Source organism: Streptomyces rubellomurinus (assembly GCF_000961885.1).
GTDB classification, from domain to species: domain Bacteria; phylum Actinomycetota; class Actinomycetes; order Streptomycetales; family Streptomycetaceae; genus Kitasatospora; species Kitasatospora rubellomurina.
This window is the reverse complement of sequence record NZ_JZKH01000007.1, coordinates 124944-141159: the sequence shown is the minus strand read 5'-3', so window position 1 is coordinate 141159 and position 16216 is coordinate 124944. Positions and strand designations below refer to the sequence as shown.

General features: G+C 74.5%; 16 protein-coding genes. 7 read left to right on the top strand and 9 right to left on the bottom strand.

Features of this window, described 5'->3' with window-relative positions; all coding sequences use genetic code 11:
- The first annotated feature begins 220 nt into the window (after positions 1–220).
- Positions 221–841, top strand: coding sequence for an L-threonylcarbamoyladenylate synthase (locus VM95_RS05990; protein ID WP_045692973.1), 621 nt, complete (start codon positions 221–223; stop codon positions 839–841).
- 1 nt (position 842) lies between these two features.
- On the opposite strand, the gene VM95_RS05985 is transcribed toward VM95_RS05990, so the two are convergent.
- Positions 843–1532, bottom strand: coding sequence for a hypothetical protein (locus tag VM95_RS05985; protein ID WP_045692972.1), 690 nt, complete (start codon positions 1530–1532; stop codon positions 843–845).
- A gap of 104 nt (positions 1533–1636) precedes the next feature.
- Here VM95_RS05985 and VM95_RS05980 point away from each other — a divergent pair, with 104 nt between their 5' ends.
- Positions 1637–2299, top strand: a complete 663-nt coding sequence (locus VM95_RS05980; RefSeq protein WP_045692971.1) for an NADPH-dependent F420 reductase — start codon at positions 1637–1639, stop codon at positions 2297–2299.
- Positions 2300–2343: 44 nt separating this feature from the next.
- Here the strand turns inward: VM95_RS05980 and VM95_RS45430 are convergent, their stop codons facing one another.
- The 6 genes from VM95_RS45430 to VM95_RS05950 all read right to left on the bottom strand — a co-directional run bounded on the left by VM95_RS45430 (position 2344) and on the right by VM95_RS05950 (position 8794).
- A complete protein-coding gene (locus VM95_RS45430) occupies positions 2344–2670 on the bottom strand; it encodes a hypothetical protein (protein WP_208615411.1) in 327 nt (108 codons plus the stop codon).
- A gap of 242 nt (positions 2671–2912) precedes the next feature.
- Positions 2913–3947 (bottom strand): LacI family DNA-binding transcriptional regulator, encoded by a 1035-nt coding sequence (locus VM95_RS05970; RefSeq protein ID WP_045692969.1) that lies wholly within the window; start codon positions 3945–3947, stop codon positions 2913–2915.
- Between the two features lie 20 nt (positions 3948–3967).
- Positions 3968–5680: a glycoside hydrolase family 36 protein gene (locus VM95_RS05965; protein WP_045692968.1), complete on the bottom strand. Its 1713-nt coding sequence runs from the start codon at positions 5678–5680 to the stop codon at positions 3968–3970.
- A 2-nt stretch (positions 5681–5682) separates the two neighbouring features.
- On the bottom strand, positions 5683–6510 hold the full coding sequence (locus VM95_RS05960; RefSeq protein WP_045692967.1) for a carbohydrate ABC transporter permease: 828 nt from the start codon (positions 6508–6510) through the stop codon (positions 5683–5685).
- Positions 6507–7457 carry a carbohydrate ABC transporter permease gene (locus VM95_RS05955; RefSeq protein ID WP_045692966.1) on the bottom strand — a complete coding sequence of 317 codons (951 nt, stop codon included), beginning with the start codon at positions 7455–7457 and terminating at the stop codon, positions 6507–6509. The genes VM95_RS05960 and VM95_RS05955 overlap by 4 nt, the downstream gene beginning before the upstream one ends.
- Positions 7454–8794 (bottom strand): ABC transporter substrate-binding protein, encoded by a 1341-nt coding sequence (locus VM95_RS05950; RefSeq protein WP_045692965.1) that lies wholly within the window; start codon positions 8792–8794, stop codon positions 7454–7456. Before VM95_RS05950 ends, VM95_RS05955 begins: the two co-directional genes overlap by 4 nt.
- A 365-nt stretch (positions 8795–9159) precedes the next feature.
- On the opposite strand from VM95_RS05950, the gene VM95_RS05945 reads away from it, so the two are divergent.
- Positions 9160–10248 carry a hypothetical protein gene (locus VM95_RS05945; RefSeq protein ID WP_045692964.1) on the top strand — a complete coding sequence of 363 codons (1089 nt, stop codon included), beginning with the start codon at positions 9160–9162 and terminating at the stop codon, positions 10246–10248.
- 4 nt (positions 10249–10252) lie between these two features.
- Here VM95_RS05945 and VM95_RS05940 read toward each other — a convergent pair whose 3' ends face one another.
- Together VM95_RS05940 and VM95_RS38570 are read right to left on the bottom strand one after the other, a co-directional pair.
- Entirely contained in the window at positions 10253–10852 is a 600-nt protein-coding gene (locus tag VM95_RS05940; RefSeq protein ID WP_045692963.1) for an isochorismatase family protein, read from the bottom strand.
- Between the two features lie 117 nt (positions 10853–10969).
- On the bottom strand, positions 10970–11476 hold the full coding sequence (locus VM95_RS38570; RefSeq protein WP_052707169.1) for a hypothetical protein: 507 nt from the start codon (positions 11474–11476) through the stop codon (positions 10970–10972).
- Positions 11477–11562: 86 nt separating this feature from the next.
- Here VM95_RS38570 and VM95_RS38565 point away from each other — a divergent pair, with 86 nt between their 5' ends.
- From VM95_RS38565 to VM95_RS05915, 4 genes are all read left to right on the top strand, one after another.
- Positions 11563–12513: an ArsR/SmtB family transcription factor gene (locus VM95_RS38565; protein WP_052707168.1), complete on the top strand. Its 951-nt coding sequence runs from the start codon at positions 11563–11565 to the stop codon at positions 12511–12513.
- An 86-nt stretch (positions 12514–12599) separates the two neighbouring features.
- Entirely contained in the window at positions 12600–13124 is a 525-nt protein-coding gene (locus VM95_RS05925; protein WP_045692962.1) for a PadR family transcriptional regulator, read from the top strand.
- Positions 13124–13858: an ABC transporter ATP-binding protein gene (locus tag VM95_RS05920; protein ID WP_045692961.1), complete on the top strand. Its 735-nt coding sequence runs from the start codon at positions 13124–13126 to the stop codon at positions 13856–13858. The genes VM95_RS05925 and VM95_RS05920 overlap by 1 nt, the downstream gene beginning before the upstream one ends.
- Positions 13855–16194 carry an FtsX-like permease family protein gene (locus VM95_RS05915; protein ID WP_045692960.1) on the top strand — a complete coding sequence of 780 codons (2340 nt, stop codon included), beginning with the start codon at positions 13855–13857 and terminating at the stop codon, positions 16192–16194. The genes VM95_RS05920 and VM95_RS05915 overlap by 4 nt, the downstream gene beginning before the upstream one ends.
- The last annotated feature ends 22 nt before the right edge of the window (positions 16195–16216 follow it).

The window sequence follows — 16216 nt, the reverse complement described above, 5'->3', positions numbered from 1 at the left end:
ACGACCGCCCGGTCGTCATCGACTTCATCGTCCACCAGGACGCCATGGTCTGGCCGATGGTCGCGGCCGGCACCAGCAACGACGAGATCCAGTTCGCCATGGGCCTGCGGCCCGACTTCGGCGACGACCTCGACTGACCTCACTGTCCGGCCCGGGCGGGGAAGGACCCGCCCGGGCCGGGCAGCGCCCGCCGGCGGCCCGGATCCCGTAGGGTCGGCCAATGGCCAAGTACTTCGACGTGCACCCCGAGTCCCCCCAGCCGCGCACCATCAGCACCGTGGCCGACAGCCTCCGCTCCGGCTCCCTCATCGCGTACCCGACCGACTCCTGCTTCGCCCTCGGCTGCCGGCTCGACAACCGCGAAGGCCTCGACCGGATCCGCTCGATCCGGCGCCTCGACGAGCGCCACCACTTCACCCTGGTCTGCGAGAACTTCGCGCAGCTGGGGCAGTTCGTCCAGCTCGACAACAACGTCTTCCGCGCCGTCAAGGCCGCGACCCCGGGCAGCTACACCTTCATCCTCCCCGCCACCAAGGAGGTGCCCCGCCGCCTGATGCACCCGAAGAAGAAGACCGTGGGCGTCCGCATCCCCGACCACACCGTCACCCGCGCCCTGCTCGCCGCCCTCGGCGAACCGCTGCTCTCCAGCACCCTGGTCCTCCCCGACGAGGACGAGCCGATGACCCAGGGCTGGGAGATCAAGGAACGGCTCGACCACGTCCTGGACGCCGTCGTCGACTCGGGCGACTGCGGCACCGAACCCACCACCGTCGTCGACTTCTCCTCCGGCGAGCCCGAGATCATCCGCTACGGCGCCGGCGACCCCACCCGCTTCGAGTAGCTCACGCCGCACCCGCCAGGGCGTCGTGCAGGACGAACAGCCGCTCCAGGACGAGCTCGTCGTCCGTCCGGCCGACGGCCTCCGCGACGGCTGCGCGGAGCCCGTCCCCGCGCAGCCAGGCGGCGAACGCCCGGTACGCGGGGCCGTCCTTCCACCAGTACCCGTTCCGCGGCTCCAGCCCGGTCGCCGTCACGAGCCCGTACAGCCGCGCGACGGCGCTCGGGCTCTCCAGCCGCTCCCACGCGGCCAGCCGCCGATCGACGCACCCCTCGGCGGCGGCCAGCGCGCAGAGCACCGCGTCGGCGTCCCGCCGCTCGTCGGCGGAGGCCAGCACCTCCGCCCACAGGGCGTCGAACAGCCGCCGCAGGTACGCCGCCTCGGGCCAGTCCCGCCAGCCCGCCCGGGCGAGCTTGTGGCAGATCAACTCCAGCTCGGGGTAAGCGAGTTCACCGGAGAGCGAGAGCTGGAGCAGCCTCGGCGCGAAGTACCGCAGGTCCTCCGGCCCGCCCACGGTGTTCAGCACGGAGGCCCCGTACACCCCGAGCTCGTCCGGCCCGAGCCGTTCCCTGGGCACTCGCAGGAGCGCACCGACGACGGCCTCCCGGCAGCAGCAGGCGTCGATCCGCCCCGGCCGCGGCGCGGCGGCGAATGCGGCGGGGAGTCCCTGGACGAGCTCGGCAAGTGCGTTCATGGTGGACGCCATTCCAGCACGCCGCCGGGGCGGGAACAGAACCGCCCGCCGGCCGGTTGGCGCCTTGCGTAGAGCGTGCACCACTCGCAGACGAGGGGTTTCCCATGAAGATCGGCATCATCGGCGCGGGCAACATCGGCGGCAACCTGACCCGGCGGCTGACCGCGCTCGGGCACCAGGTCGCGGTGGCGAACTCGCGCGGGCCGGAGTCGCTGAAGGCGCTGGTGGAGGAGACGGGCGCGACGGCGGTGCCCGCGACGGAAGCCGCGCGGGGCGCGGAGGTCGTGGTGGTGACGGTGCCGTTGAAGGCGGTCCCGGGGCTGCCCGCCGGGCTGTTCGACGGGGCGGCCGAGGGGGCGGTGGTGATCGACACCGGCAACTACTACCCCCGTGAGCGGGACGGCCGGATCGACGCGATCGAGGACGGCGGCCTGACGGAGAGCCGCTGGACGGAACAGCACCTGGGCCACCCGGTGGTGAAGGCGTTCAACGGCACCTACGCGCAGGACCTCCTGGACCGTCCCCGCCCCGCGGGCGACCCGGAGCGCCTGGCCCTGCCGGTCGCGGGGGACGACGAGGCGGCCAAGCGCGTGGTGCGGGCGCTGATCGACGAGTTGGGCTTCGACTCGGTGGACGCCGGCGGGATCGACGACTCGTGGCGCCAGCAGCCGGGCACCCCGGTGTACGGGCTGCGCGAGGGCGTCGAGGCCGTCACCCGGGCGCTCGCGGAGGCCTCCCCGGAGCGCCCGGCCGCCCACCGGGCGTAAGGGATTGACGGCGCCGAGCCCGGTCGCCCGGGCTCGGCGCCTCGTCAACTCCCGCTGCCCAGCCGCGACTCGGCGGCCGCGAGGCCGGTGCCCGCGAACAGCGGCACCCGCCGGCGCAGCGGCTGCCGGGCCCTGGCGGCGGGACGGGCCGGGCGCAGGGCCCGGGCGGCGAGCAGCAGGGCGACGCCGGCCAGGAAGCGCCAGAACGAGACGGCCGCGGGCCCGAAGTCGCTGGACCGGTAGACGACGTCCACGGCGGCCCCGGTGGTGCCCCAGGTGAGCCCCGCGAACGCCAGGCAGGCGAGGCCGCGGCGCACGGAGCGCGGCGCCGCGGGGGCAGGGGTGATGATGACAGGAGTGGCTTTCGACACGGAAGGGTTCTCCAGACGGAGCAGATCGGTCGTGGTCTCGCGTCTGCGGGTACGACCGATCAGCGCGTCAGGCCGGCCTGTGTCGGCCCGCCCGCGCGCCGGTGGCGCCGGCGACCCGCCTCAGCGGACGGGCGGCGACAGGACTGCTGCGGAGAACATGTCCCCCACTCTACGGCGGTGCGAGCCGGGGGTTCCAGGGTCGATCAGGGCCCCGGGCCGACCCGACCCGCCGGGCGGCCGGGTCAGCCGCTGCTCCCCCGGACCACCAGCTCGGCGGCCAGCTCCGTCCCCGTCGCCGGTGCCGCCTCCCCCCGCACCTGCCCGAGCAGCCGCCCGACCAGTGCGCCGGCGATCGCCCGCAGCGGCAGCCGCACCGAGGTCAGCGCCGGGTGCAGGTGGCGGCAGAGCGGAGTGTCGTGGAAGCCGGTGACGGCGACCCCGTGCGGCCCGACCGCCAGCCCCTCCGCCCGGACGGCCTCGTACGCGTCCAGCGCCAGCAGGTCGCTGCCCGCCGCGACGGCGGTCGGCCGGTCGGGGCCGCGCAGCAGCGCCCGTACGGCGGCGACCGCGGCCGGCCCGGGCTCCGGCCGGTCGACGGTCACCGCCGACACCCCCGACCGCCGTGCCTGCGCCAGGAAGCCCGCCCGGCGGGCCGCCATCCACGGCAGCTCCTCGTCGGCCCCGAGGTAGCCGATCCGCCGGTGGCCGAGCGCCGCGAGGTGGCGCACCACGGCGGCCATCGCCGCGTCGTTGGCGATGTCCACCCAGTGCTGCGGCTCCGCCGGCCCGGTGCGGCCGAAGGCGACGAACGGCAGCCCGAGCCCGGCGACGTGCCTGATCCGGGCGTCCTCCGCCAGCACGTCGGCCAGCACCAGCCCGTCGACCTGGCGGGCGGCCACCAGTTCGTCGACGGCCGACCGCGGATCGGCCCTCGGCGGGACGGGCCGGAAGAGCAGCACCCGCTGGCCCTGCTCCCCGGCCGCGTCGACCAGGGCCTCCAGGAAGCCGGCCATCAGCGGGTTGGGGTCGAAGGGGTCGTCCACCGGGGCGAGGTAGCCGAGGGCGTGCCGGGCGCCGCTGCGCAGCGAGCGGGCCGACTGGTCCGGCCGGTAGCCGAGTTCGCGGATCGCCGCGGTCACCCGGGCCAGGGTCTCCGGGTGGACCCGGTGCGGGGCGTTGAGCGCGTTGGACACGGTCTGCCGGGAGACCCCGGCGGCCCGGGCGACCTCCTCGATGGTGGCGGCGCCACGGCGCGGCGGGTGGGCTCGCTCGGGCATCGGGTCCTCCCCCGGGTGGGTCAACGGCGGCGCAGGGTCAGCAGTCCGCCGCGCGGCACTCCGATCACGTCCGCCCCGCCGAGTTCGACCTCGCCCTGCCGGACGATACGCCCCCGGGCGTCCTGCACGGTGACGGCGGCCGTCCCGCTGCCGCCCGTCAGCCGGACGTCCGGGTCGGCGTCGGCGTTGGCGACCAGCAGGGTGTGCCAGCCGTCGCCGGAGGCGTCCACCGGCAGTGCCGCGTACCGGGCGACCGCGCGCGTGCCGTCGCCGAGCGCGGTGACCAGCGGGTAGCCGAGGTCGGGCCGGGCCGGGCGCAGCTCGCCGAGCTGCAGGGTGGCGAGGTGCGTGCGGAAGACGCCGAGCCAGAAGGCGAGCGCCTCGCGCTGGGCGTCGCTCTGCGCGGCGAGGTCGACGGACACCTGGGGGACGGCGAACAGCACGTTGATGAGGTGGCAGGCGATCTGCTCGGGCGGCTCGGCCGGGTGCCACATCAGCATGTCGGAGTGGACCGGGACGGGCCCGGCGGCGAGCCGCAGGTCGACGGTCCGCTGCCGGTTCTCCTGCGGGCTGAGCGGGCAGTCGGTGGCGCGGACCATGGTGACGTACGGCCACAGGCCCGGGCTGACGTACGGCTGGCGGTGCTCGACCATCGCCTCGGGGTTGGCGGCGGTGATCCGGCGGCGGATGGCGGCGAGGAGGCGTTCCACGCCCTCGTCGACGCTCGCGCAGTCCGCCCCGGGGCCCGCCGGTGGCGCGTCGGCCCGGGAGAACCAGTCGACGAAGTCGACCTTGAGGCCGTCCATGCCCCACTCCTCGACGGCGCGGGCGAGCCGGTCGGTGAGGAAGTCGCGGACCTCGGGGTGGCGCGGGTCGGCGACGATCGCGCCGAGGTGCGGCACCTCGGCGAGGGCGTAGCGGCCCAGCTCGTGGAAGGCGGCGCTGTCCTCGCCGATGAACGGCAGTGCGTACCAGAGCAGGTAGCGCACGCCGAGTTCGTGCACGCGGCGCACGTGCCCGGCCGTGTCGGGCAGCGAGACGGGTTCCCAGTCGCCGCAGTGGGCGTAGCCGCGGGTGCGGTCAGCGGTCATCCAGCCGTCGTCCACGATGACGACGTCCAGGCCGAGTCGCTTGCCGAGCGCGGCCTGGGTCTCGACGCGTTCGGGGGTGACGTCCTGGTGCATGGCGTACCAGGTGGAGTAGGCGGGGCGGCGGGCCGCGTCGGGGATGTCGGCGGTGCGGCCCTCGCCCCACCAGGCGGCGAGGTCGGCGAGGCAGTGGGCGAAGTGCCGGCGGGAGGTGTCGATCCGGACGGTGAGCCGGCCGGCGGCCTGGGCCCAGAAGCGGAACTCGCCGGTCTCCTCGACGACTCCGGCCCCGGCCAGGACGTCGGGCCGCTCGGCGGCGAAGGCGCACAGGGCGACGTCGCCGGTGCCGATCAGCGCGGCGATCGGGGCGCCGGCGGCCAGGCCGGTGCGGCGCGGGGCACTCCAGGCGGCGGGCAGCCAGCCGGTGCCGCGCGGTTCGGGCGTCCACAGGGCGGTGGCGTCGACGCAGGGCAGCCGCCATTCGATCCGCACCTCGCCGACGCCCTCGACGGTCACCTCGACCACGCCGTCCGCGACCGTGCGCGCGGTGGCCCGCCCGCTCACCAGCAGCGCCAACTCCGGTACGGGCAGCGGGCGCAGGCCGCCGGCGGGGGCGGGGGCGTGCGGCTCCCAGATGTCGGTCATGCTCAGCCTTTCGTCGCGCCGGCCAGCAGGCCGGAGATGAACTGCCGCTGGAGGACCAGGAAGAGGACCATCATCGGCAGGGTGGACAGCGCGGTGCCGGCGAGGATCGCGCCGTAGTCGGTGGTGTTCTGGTTGCCCTGCAGGGTCGCCAGGGCGACCGGCAGGGTGTGCATCTCGGGGCTGCGCAGGGCGACCAGCGGCCAGACGAACTGGTTCCACGAGCCCAGGAAGAGGAAGATGGCGAGCGCGGCCAGCACCGGCCGCATGACCGGGACGACGACGCTCCACAGCACCCGGAACTCGCCCGCGCCGTCGACCCGGGCGGCGTCCAGGAGTTCGTCCGGCAGGCCGCTCAGCGACTGGCGCATCAGGAAGATCGCGAACGGCACGCACAGGCCGGGCAGGATGAGGGCCTGGTAGGTGTCGAGCAGGCCGAAGTTCATCATCATCTTGAACAGCGGTACCAGCATGACCTGTTCGGGCACCACGAGGGTGGAGAGCAGCACCCCGAACAGCAGGGTCCGGCCGCGGAAGCGGAACTTGGCGAAGGCGTACCCGGCGAGCAGGGCGACGACGAGCGCGCCGACGGTCTGGACGCCCGCCACCAGGAGGGAGTTGCCGAGGACGCGGAGCAGTCCGATCCGCCGGTCGAGCCGGTGCAGGTTGTCGCCGAGGCTGTCGCCGGGCACCGGGCTCGGCGGCCAGTCGAAGATCTCGGTGTCCTTGCGCGTGGTGGAGAGCAGCATCCAGGTGAACGGGGCGATCGACAGGCCGGTGACGGCGGCCAGCAGGAAGGTCAGCGGCCAGCCGCGCAGTGTGCTGAGTCTCATCGGTCGCGTTCCCCCATCAGGCGCATCTGGACCGCGCCGAGCACCGACACCAGCAGGGTGAGCGCGTAGGCGATGGCGGAGGCGTAGCCGAAGTCGAAGTAGCGGAAGCCGTTCTGGTACAGGTACATGGAGACGGTCAGGGTCGCGTTGTCGGGGCCGCCGCCGGTCAACACGTACGGCTCGTCGAAGAGTTGGAGCGTGCCGATGGTGGACAGCACGACCGTGAAGAGCAGCAGCGGGCGCAGCGCGGGGACGGTGATCGCGGTGAAGCGGCGGACCGCCCCGGCGCCGTCGACCATCGCGGCCTCGTACAGCTCCCGGGGGATGGACTGCAGCCCGGCGAGGTAGATGACGGCGTTGTAGCCGGTGTAGTGCCAGCTGAGGACGAGGACGACGGACATCCGGGCCCAGAACGGCTGGCCGAGCCAGTCGACGGCGGGCAGGCCGACCGCCTCCAGCAGCCGGTTGACGGCGCCGTCCTCGGTGCGGAGCAGGAAGGAGAACATCACGCCGGTGGCGACGAGTCCGGTGACGGCGGGCATGAAGATGCCGAGCCGCCAGACCGTGCGCCAGCGCACCAGGGCGGAGTTGATGGCGACGGCCATCAGCAGGGCGAGCGCCAGCATCAGCGGGACCTGCACGACCAGCATCTCGCCGGTGTTGCGCAGCGCCGTCCAGAACAGCGGGTCGTCCAGCAGGCGGCGGTAGTTGGCGAGGCCGTCGGCGTGGCCGGCGGAGCCGTTGCCGGTGGTGAAGGAGAGCAGCAGCGAGTCGACGATCGGGTAGGCCTTGAACACGCCGAAGGTGACCAGGGCCGGGGCGAGCAGCAGGTACGGCAGGGCGGTGCGGCGCCACCGGGGGCCGCGGCGGGCCCGGGTGCGCGCCTTCGCGGGCGGGGTGCCGGGCGGGGCGGCGGGCGTGTTCACGGGCGTGGTGACGGCGGTCATGCGATGGTGCGTCCGGTCTGCTGGGCGAGCTGCTTGGCGGCGTCCCGGAGGACGGCGGCCGGGTCGGCGCCCTTGAGGAACACCTTGGTCTGGGCGTCGCTGGCGAGTTTGAGGGCGCGGGCGTAGTCGCCGGTGAAGTTGGTGGCGTCGCCGCCGTCGGTGGCGAGGTCGGCGAAGGTCTTCAGGACGGACTGGCCGCCGTAGTAGGCGCTGGGCGCGGCGTACATCGGGTCGGCGTAGGCCGTGGTGAGGGCGGGGAAGACGCCGCCGGCGGTGAACATGCTGTTGACGGAGGCGGGGCGGGTGAGCGCGTACTCGACGAACTTCCAGGCGGCGCGGCGGCGCGGGCTGGAGGCGGCGACGGCCAGGTGGGTGGAGTTGACGAGGGCGGCGCGCTTGCCGCCCGGGGTGACGGCCGGGGGCTTGGTGAGGCGCCAGGTGCCGCTCTGGTCGGCGAACTTGGCCTCCAGGTAGTGCGCGGCCCAGGAGGGCATCGGGGCGACGGCGAGCTTGCCGGTCTTCATCAGGTCGGCCCAGCCGTGGGCGCCGGGGGCGTCGGCGACCAGTCCGGTGTCGTCCAGGCGCTTGAGGACGGTCAGGGCGCGGGCGGCCGGCTCGGAGCCGAGGGTGATCTTCCCCTGGAGGTCGAAGTAGAAGGCGCCCTGGAGCTGCATGAGGTTCTGCACGAAGTCCAGGTCGGGGTCGGGGTTGGCGGCCTTGTTGATGCCGAGGAGGGAGATGCCGGGGTTGGCGGCCTTGAAGCGGTCGGCGACGGCGATCAGGTCGTCCCAGGTGGCGAAGGTCGTGGGGTCGATCCCGGCCTTGTCGAAGCAGTCCTTGCGGTAGAAGAAGCCGAGCGGGTTGGCCTCCCAGGGCAGCGCGTAGGCGTGGCCGTCCTTGCCGGTGACGACCGGCCACAGGCCCTTGGCGAACTTGTCGCGGTGCGCGTCGGCGCCGAAGGCGGAGAGGTCGGCGAGGCCGCCGGGGAACTTCTCCAGGTAGCCGGGCAGGTAGTCGCAACCGATGTGCAGCACGTCACCGAGGCCCTGGCCGCCGGCCGCGAGGCCCACGGTGATCTTGTCCCAGATGGCCGGGTTGCCGATGTCCTGGACGTCGACCTTGATCCCCGGGTTGTCCTTCTCGAAGGCCGGGACGACCCCGCGCAGGGCGAGGGCGGCCGTGGCCCAGGACCAGACGGTGACGGTGCCGGTGTCGGCGTCCCCGCCGGAGGCGCCGCCCGAGGCGGAGTCGCAGGCCGCGAGGGCGCCGCCGGCGGCCAGGGCCAGCAGGCCGGCTCCGGAGGCGCGGAGCAGGTCGCGACGAGAAAGGTGTGACATTGCATTCCTCTCGGTGGGGCGGCGCGGGCGGGCGAGGTGCGAGGGGGTGGCGGGGCGCCTGGGAGTTGATTGACCGCGATTTGAACGTTCAAACACACAAAACAAACCAGAACCAAACAGGCTCGAACGAGCGGGTCACAGCAAACGCCCGGTCTCCCCGCGCCGTCAAGACCCGCGTACGGGAGGGACCGCCTCCGCAACCCTTCCGTTACCCGGCGCGGCACCCCGCGCGTCACCCGGCGCGCTACCCGGCGCGGGGCGCGTCACGGGCGCCTCACGGGGCGCGCGACGGAAGGAACCGCCCCGGCCGGTCAGCGAGTTGATCGCCGCCCCGGCGGAGGTGACGGATCGCTAGGCTGCTCGCCATGACACAGACGCTCCCGTCCCTGATCACCGAGGCGGCCGCGCTCACCGACGCCGGCCCCGGATTCCAGCGGTACGAGCTGGGCCCTGCCGTGCTCGCGACGGGACCGGACGCCACCGTCGTCGTCGTCGAGGCCGGGGACCGCCCCGGGGTCAGCGGCGTGCAGAACGACACCAGCGTCCTGCTGCCCGGCGCCGCCGTACCGGCCCTCCACCTGCGGCTCGTCCACCCCGCCCAGTGGCCGGTCCGGGTCTTCGCCCGCCTCGACGGCGGCTGCCTGCCACTCGGCACGGCGATCGCCGCCCGGGCCGCGTCCGCGCCCGCCGACGCGCGGGGCGTCGAGCTGCGCTTCGAACAGCCGCTCCACCGCGAGCTGTTGGACCTCGTACGGCCGGTCCCCGCGCCCGGGCCGGTCCCCGGGGTGGAGTGGGTGGACCAGGTGGAGGTGCAGCCGCTCCAGGCCCTGGAGGCCTTCGCCCTCGGCTGGTTCCCGGCCGAGCACGCGCCCGGCCCGGAGCCCGAACTCGACGGCCTGCCCCAGGCGTTGGCCGCCTACCACCACCTGGCCCGACGGCGCCCGGCGCTGCTGCGCTTCCGGGACCCGATGCTGGAACGGCCCCGCCGGGCCTCCGGACCGCTGGGCGGCCGGCTGGTGTTCGCCGAGTGGCTCGGCGGCGGGATGGACTGGTCCGTCCCGTGGCCGCCGGAGGGCCCGGGCAAGGCCGACCCCCGGGTGTGGCACACCGAGGATCCGTACGACGAGCCCGAGACGAGCGTCGAGGCCGAGCCGCTGAGCCGCTTCCTGCTCCAGTTCACGCTCTACGAGGCGCTGAACGGCGCGCCCTACCAGGCCTGGGCGCAGAGCGCGCCGCTCGCACGGCTCGACCCGCTGCTGCGGCCGCTGCGGCCCGTCCCGCTGAGCCCGTTCCTGCCGGCGTACAGCGCCGCGCGGTTCCACGTCGCGCCCGGGCTGCTCGCGATGGTCAGCAGCGACGAGCACGAGGCGGTCGTCACCTTCGGTGCACTTCACCGCGCCGCGTTGACGCCGCTGCTCGCACACGGGTTCAGCTGGTCCCGCTTCGACGGGTGACCGCTCAGGCGTTCGCCTTCACCACCGGCGAGCCCGCCAACTCGACTCCGGCTTCTGTCAGTTCGGTGATCGCGGCGGCCGTGGTGTGCGGCGCCACGCCCGCCGTGTAGTCGAGCAGGACCCGGGTGGCGAAGCCGGCCCGTACGGCGTCCAGGGCGGTGGCCTTCACGCAGTGGTCGGTGGCGATGCCGACCACGTCCACGGCGTCCACGCCCCGGTCGTGCAGCCAGTCGGCGAGCGGGGTGCCGTCCTCGGAGAAGCCCTCGAAGCCGCTCTTGGAGGCGGAGTGGGCGCCCTTGAAGAACACCTCGTCGACGGCCCCGGCCGCGACGGCGGGCGCGAAGGCCGAGTGAAACTCGCTGCCGTCGCTGCCCGCCACGCAGTGCACCGGGAAGGAGTGGTCGAAGTCGGGGTGCTTGGAGAAGTGGTCGCCGGGGTCGATGTGATGGTCGCGGGTGGCGATCACCCGTGTCCAACTCCCGCGCTCGGGGCCCTGGATCAGCTCGGCGATCGCACGCGCCCGATCGGCGCCGCCGCCGACCGGGACGTTCCCGCCCTCACAGAAGTCCCGTTGTACATCCACCACGATCAGCGCACGCGTCATCGGCCGGCCCTTTCGCCAGAAAACTGCTACGGAGAGACGAATCGCGCGGCTTAGCTTGCCGGTCGACCGACCGCGGACGAAGCAACCGGCGGACGGTTCACCCGAACGGGCCCGCCGCTACGCGCTCGTGCCGGACGGGCACGCGTGGACGTGTTCGCGGGCGTGCACGGAGTAGAGCAGCCCTTGGGGCTCGCCCTCGTCCGTGGTGAAGGTGAACACGACCGTCAACTCGGGCCTTCCCGCCGGCTCGACCTCCATCGCGAACGCGTCCTCGCTCTCCCGGATCCTGCGCCAGCCGACGCCGACGCCGGCCAGCGCCCGCTCCAACTCCCCGAACCCGACCGCCGCCGGCAGGATGTGGAGCTCCCCGGGCCGCACCCCCGGCACCCGGACCTCCTCGTACCAGGTGCGCATCGAGACCGCGTTGATCAGCTCGCAGCCGCAGACCTCGATCGTCGCGTCCCCGAACATGAACCACTGCGGCCAGGCCTTCCCGTCGAACAGGGGGCCACCCCTCCCGGGCGGGCCGAGCCCGGCCACCGCGTCCGCCAGGCTCCCCAGCGGCCGCAGTCCCACGACGCCGCCCGCCACCCCGAACTCCGTCAGCACCTCCGCGAGCTTCATCCGTCGAGTATGGCCTCCGTCCGTTCCCACCCGAGGGCCCGGCACCCGATCGCGGTGGGCCCAGCACGGACATGACACCATCGACCGTGCTCGAAATCGGTTTCGGAATCGCTGACCTGGCGCGCGTCCGGTTCGCGGTCTCCCCTCTGGACCACGTGCTGGGCGGGGTGGCCGGCCCGCAGCACCACTGCAGCCGCGACTCCCTGCACCGCGAGGACTGGTGGCGCCGGGTGCGCGGCCACGTGCCCGGCCGCGCGGCACCGTTCATCGACCTGGTGAACGCGAGCCCGCTCGGCGTGCCGCTGTTCCTCGGCGGCGACGCGGCGGCCGCCGGCCTGTCCCTCACCGACGAGCTCGACGCCATGCTCGCCGTCCCCGAGGCCGAGATCAACGGGGCGATGGAGTTCTACGGCACCGGGCCCCGGCTCCCCCGCATCATCACCGAGCTGCGCGACGACGGCCCGCACCACCTGCGCCGGGTCGCCGACGCCGCCTGGGTGCTGTTCCGGTCCTGCCTCGCGCCGGACTGGCCGGAGATCCAGCGCGCCCTGCGGGCCGACGTCGCCGCGCGCACGCGCACCATCGCCGAGGCGGGTCTCGGCACGATGCTGTCGCAGCTCCACCCGGACCTGACCTGGCACGACGAGGGCGTCCTGCGCTACGTCACCCCGGAGTGGCAGCTCAGGTACGACCTCGGCGGTCGCGGGCTGCAACTGCGCCCGAACCTCTTCCTCTCCGGCGTCGCCGTCCCGCTCTGCGACGACCGCCAACCCGCCCTGCTGTACCCGAGCGGCGTCCACCCCGCCCGCAGCGCGGACGGCCTCACCGCGCTGCTCGGCCCCGCCCGGGCCCGCGCACTCCGGGCGGTCGCCCAAGGCCCGTGCAGCACCGCCGAGTTGGCCGTCCGGCTGACCGTCTCCGCACCGACCGCCTCGGCCCATGCGACCGCCCTGCGGGAAGCGGGCGCCATCACCACCGAACGCCGCGGCCGACACGTCCGGCACGGCCTCACCTCCTTCGGCCACAGCCTCCTCTGACGCCGGGGCAGAGCGCCCTGAGCCCGCATCAGCCGAGGCCGCCCGGCTGTGCACTCGATGTATACACCTTATGTATAGTCACTCGCATGTCACTCGGTCACACCATCCTGGGGCTCCTGGAGCCCGGTCCGCGCCACGGCTACGACCTCAAACGCGCCTACGACGAGCGCTTCGGCCGGGCCCGTGCGCTCCCCTACGGCCAGGTCTACGCGACGCTCTCCCGGCTGCTGAAGAACGGCCTGGTCGAGGCCTGCGGCACCGAGCAGGGCGAGGGCCCCGAGCGCAAGCGGTACGTGATCACCGAGGCCGGGATCACCGACGTCAGCCGCTGGCTGACCGAGCCCGAGAGCCCCGCCTCCTACCTGCAGAGCACCCTCTACACCAAGGTGGTGCTGGCCCTGATGACCGGCCGCCCGGCCCGGGAGGTGCTGGAGACCCAGCGCGCCGAGCACCTGCGCCACATGCGCGAACTGACCCGCCGCAAGCTGGCCGGCGACCTGGCCGACCAGCTGCTCTGCGACCACGCGCTGATCCACCTGGACGCCGACCTGCGCTGGCTGGAGCTGACCGCGTCCCGCCTCGACGAACTGGCCGGGAAGGTGCGCGCCTGATGTCCACCGCCCCCATCACCGCCGCCGCTCCCGACGCCGGCGCCGACCCGCGCGCCGAGGGCGCGCTGCTCGCCGCCACCGACGTACGGAAGGGCTTCGGCCTCACCCAGGCCCTCGACGGCGCCTCCCTGGAGATCGGCCCCGGCGAACTCGTCGCCGTGCTGGGCGCCTCCGGCTCCGGCAAGTCCACCCTGCTGCACTGCCTGGCCGGCCTGATCCGGCCCGACGCCGGCACCGTCAGCTACCGCGGCCAGGACCTGGCCGGCCTCTCCGACAGCGCCCGCAGCGCGCTGCGCCGGGCCGACTTCGGCTTCGTGTTCCAGTTCGGCCAGCTGGTGCCCGAACTCTCCTGCCTGGAGAACACGGCGCTCCCGCTGCGGCTGAACGGCATGCGCCGGCGCCCCGCCGAGGAGCGGGCCCGGGAGTGGCTGGACCGGCTGGACGTCGCCGACCTGGCCGACAAGCGGCCCGGCGAGCTGTCCGGCGGCCAGGGCCAGCGGGCCGCGATCGCCCGTGCGCTGGTCACCGGGCCCGCGGTGGTCTTCGCCGACGAGCCCACCGGCGCGCTCGACTCGCTGAACAGCGAGCGGGTGATGGCGCTGCTGGTGACCGCCGCCCGGGAGTCCGGCGCGGCCGTGCTGCTGGTCACCCACGACATGCGGGTGGCCGCCTACGCGGACCGCGAGGTCGTCGTGCAGGACGGCCGCACCCGCGAGCCCGGGCGGGGCCGATGACGGACCGCCCGCACTCCCGCCCGATCTCCCGCTTCGCCACCGACCTGCTGCTCGGCCTGCGCCTGGCGTTCACCGGCGGCCGGGACAGCCGGCTGCGCACCGCGCTGACCGCGATCGGCGTCGGCCTCGGCGTGGCCACCCTGCTGCTCGCCGCCTCCTTCCCCACCGTGCGCGAGCACCGCGACGACAAGCTGCGCATCCAGAGCGGCGCCGTCGTCTCCGCCGACATCGCACCGCGCTCCGACCACAGCCTGCTGATCCACGACGCCCGCGGCGTCTACCGCGGCGAGGAGTTCTTCGGCCGGATCGTGCAGCCCGAAGGGCCCGACTCCCCGCTGCCGCCCGGCCTGAGCGCCTACCCGGCGCCCAACACGCTCGCCGTCTCCCCGGCCCTGGCCGAGCTGCTGCGCTCCCCCGACGCGGCCCTGCTGCGCGAGCGCTACCCCCAGCCCGTCACCGGCACGATCGGCCCCGCCGGCCTGGCCGGCCCCGGCGACTACGCCTTCTACCTGGGCAGCGACCGGCTGAGCGACGCCGACCCGTCGACCCTGCGGATCGACCACTTCGAGGACGAGCTGCCGCCCAAGCCGGTCGACCCCGTCCTCACGCTGCTCACCGTGGTCGGCGTGGTGATCCTGCTCAGCCCGGTGGCCGTGTTCGTCGCCGCGGCCGCCCGGTTCGGCAGCGAGGCCCGCGACCGGCGGCTGGCCGCGCTACGGCTGACCGGCGCCGACCGCGCCACCACCGCGCGGATCTCGGCCGGCGAATCACTGGCCGGCGCGCTCGTGGGCCTGGGGCTGGGCGCCGCCCTCTTCCTGGCCGGCCGCCCGCTGGTCGAACACGTGAAGATCGCCGGGCTCAGCGTCTTCGCCGACGACCTGCAACCGCAGCCGCTGCTGGCCGCCCTGGTGCTCGTCGCCGTCCCGCTGCTGGCCGTCGCCGTCACCATGCTGACCATGCGCCGGCTCGCCGCCGAGCCGCTCGGCGTGCTGCGCGGCACCGGGGCAGGGCGGCGGGCCGTCTGGTGGCGGGTGCCGCTGCCCGCGCTCGGCTTCACCCTGCTCTTCACCCAGCGCGGCAAGCTCACCTCACTCGGCGACAACGAGGCCCTGGTCGTCCTGGTCGGCTGCCTGCTCCTGCTGCTGATCGGCGCCACCCTGCTGCTGCCGCCGCTGGTCGCCCTGGCCTCCCGCGCACTGCGCCGGGTCAGCGGGCCGCCGGCCTGGCAACTGGCGCTCGGCCGGCTGCGGTTCAGCCCGGAGAGCGCCGCCCGGCCGGTGACCGGCATCGTCGTGACGGTGGCCGGCACGATCGCCCTGCAGACCCTGCTCGGCTCGCTCGCCACCGCCCGCAGCGCCACCCCCGCCGAACTCGCCCTCCAGGACCGCGCCCCGCTGTCCGTCCACTTCGACGCGGCCGGGGACCGCTCCGGGCAGCTCGCCGACCAGCTACGCCGCAGCCCCGGGGTCGCCGACGCGGTCGGCTACACCGAGGTCTACGCCACCGCCGGCGACCGGCCGTTCACCATCCGGGTGGCCGACTGCGCCACCCTGACGGCCGTCCACCGCGTCACCCAGTGCGCGGACGGGGACGTGTTCACGGCCGTCGGCCTGTCGTCCGGCCAGGCCGGCGGCAGCCCGCTCGCGGCCGGCGGACCGGTCACGCTGCAGCCCCTCGGCCGGCCGGAGAGCACCTGGCAGCTGCCGGCCTCCCGCGCCACGGTCCAGCGGTCCCCGGAGGGCGGCCGCGCGCACTACCTGGACGTCGTGCTGGTCACGCCGTCCGTGCTCCCGGCCGAGCTGCTGCACTCCCAGGCGGCCATGGTCGAGGTGCACCCGGTGCCCGGCACGCCGGACGCCGAGGACCGCATCCGCTCCAACGCGGCGCTGATCAGTCCGACCAGCAGCGTGCACAACCCCGCGAACGGGCAGCCGGACGCCCGCTTCCTGGGCGTGCGCAGCGCCCTGACGGCCGGGACGGTGGCGATCCTCACCCTGATCGGCGCCAGCATGCTGGTCGGCCTGCTGGAGCAACTGCGCGAGCGCAGGCGCACCCTGGCGGTGCTCACCGCCTTCGGCACCCGCACCCGCACGCTGGCCGGCGCGCTGCTCTGCCAGAGCCTCGTCCCGGTCGTGCTCGGCCTGGCCCTCGCCGTGGCCTCCGGCCTGGCCCTGGGCGCCGCGCTGCTCTTCCTGGTCAAGCTGCCGATCACCTTCGTCTGGGGCGACATCGCCCTGATGACCGGCGCGGGCGCGGCCGCGGTGCTGCTGATCACCGCGCTGAGCCTGCCGGCGCTGTGGCGCCGGATCACGCCCGCGGGCCTGCGCTACGAGTAGCCCCCGCCCCCGCGTGGGAAGT

Excerpts from the sequence above, each read along its gene's own strand:
- VM95_RS05990 (WP_045692973.1), top strand. The coding sequence starts at position 221 with ATGGCCAAGTACTTCGACGTGCACCCCGAGTCCCCCCAGCCGCGCACC.
- VM95_RS05985 (WP_045692972.1), bottom strand. The coding sequence starts at position 1,532 with ATGAACGCACTTGCCGAGCTCGTCCAGGGACTCCCCGCCGCATTCGCC.
- VM95_RS05980 (WP_045692971.1), top strand. The coding sequence starts at position 1,637 with ATGAAGATCGGCATCATCGGCGCGGGCAACATCGGCGGCAACCTGACC.
- VM95_RS05970 (WP_045692969.1), bottom strand. The coding sequence starts at position 3,947 with ATGCCCGAGCGAGCCCACCCGCCGCGCCGTGGCGCCGCCACCATCGAG.
- VM95_RS05965 (WP_045692968.1), bottom strand. The coding sequence starts at position 5,680 with ATGACCGACATCTGGGAGCCGCACGCCCCCGCCCCCGCCGGCGGCCTG.
- VM95_RS05960 (WP_045692967.1), bottom strand. The coding sequence starts at position 6,510 with ATGAGACTCAGCACACTGCGCGGCTGGCCGCTGACCTTCCTGCTGGCC.
- VM95_RS05955 (WP_045692966.1), bottom strand. The coding sequence starts at position 7,457 with ATGACCGCCGTCACCACGCCCGTGAACACGCCCGCCGCCCCGCCCGGC.
- VM95_RS05950 (WP_045692965.1), bottom strand. The coding sequence starts at position 8,794 with ATGTCACACCTTTCTCGTCGCGACCTGCTCCGCGCCTCCGGAGCCGGC.
- VM95_RS05945 (WP_045692964.1), top strand. The coding sequence starts at position 9,160 with ATGACACAGACGCTCCCGTCCCTGATCACCGAGGCGGCCGCGCTCACC.
- VM95_RS05940 (WP_045692963.1), bottom strand. The coding sequence starts at position 10,852 with ATGACGCGTGCGCTGATCGTGGTGGATGTACAACGGGACTTCTGTGAG.
- VM95_RS38570 (WP_052707169.1), bottom strand. The coding sequence starts at position 11,476 with ATGAAGCTCGCGGAGGTGCTGACGGAGTTCGGGGTGGCGGGCGGCGTC.
- VM95_RS05925 (WP_045692962.1), top strand. The coding sequence starts at position 12,600 with ATGTCACTCGGTCACACCATCCTGGGGCTCCTGGAGCCCGGTCCGCGC.
- VM95_RS05920 (WP_045692961.1), top strand. The coding sequence starts at position 13,124 with ATGTCCACCGCCCCCATCACCGCCGCCGCTCCCGACGCCGGCGCCGAC.
- VM95_RS05915 (WP_045692960.1), top strand. The coding sequence starts at position 13,855 with ATGACGGACCGCCCGCACTCCCGCCCGATCTCCCGCTTCGCCACCGAC.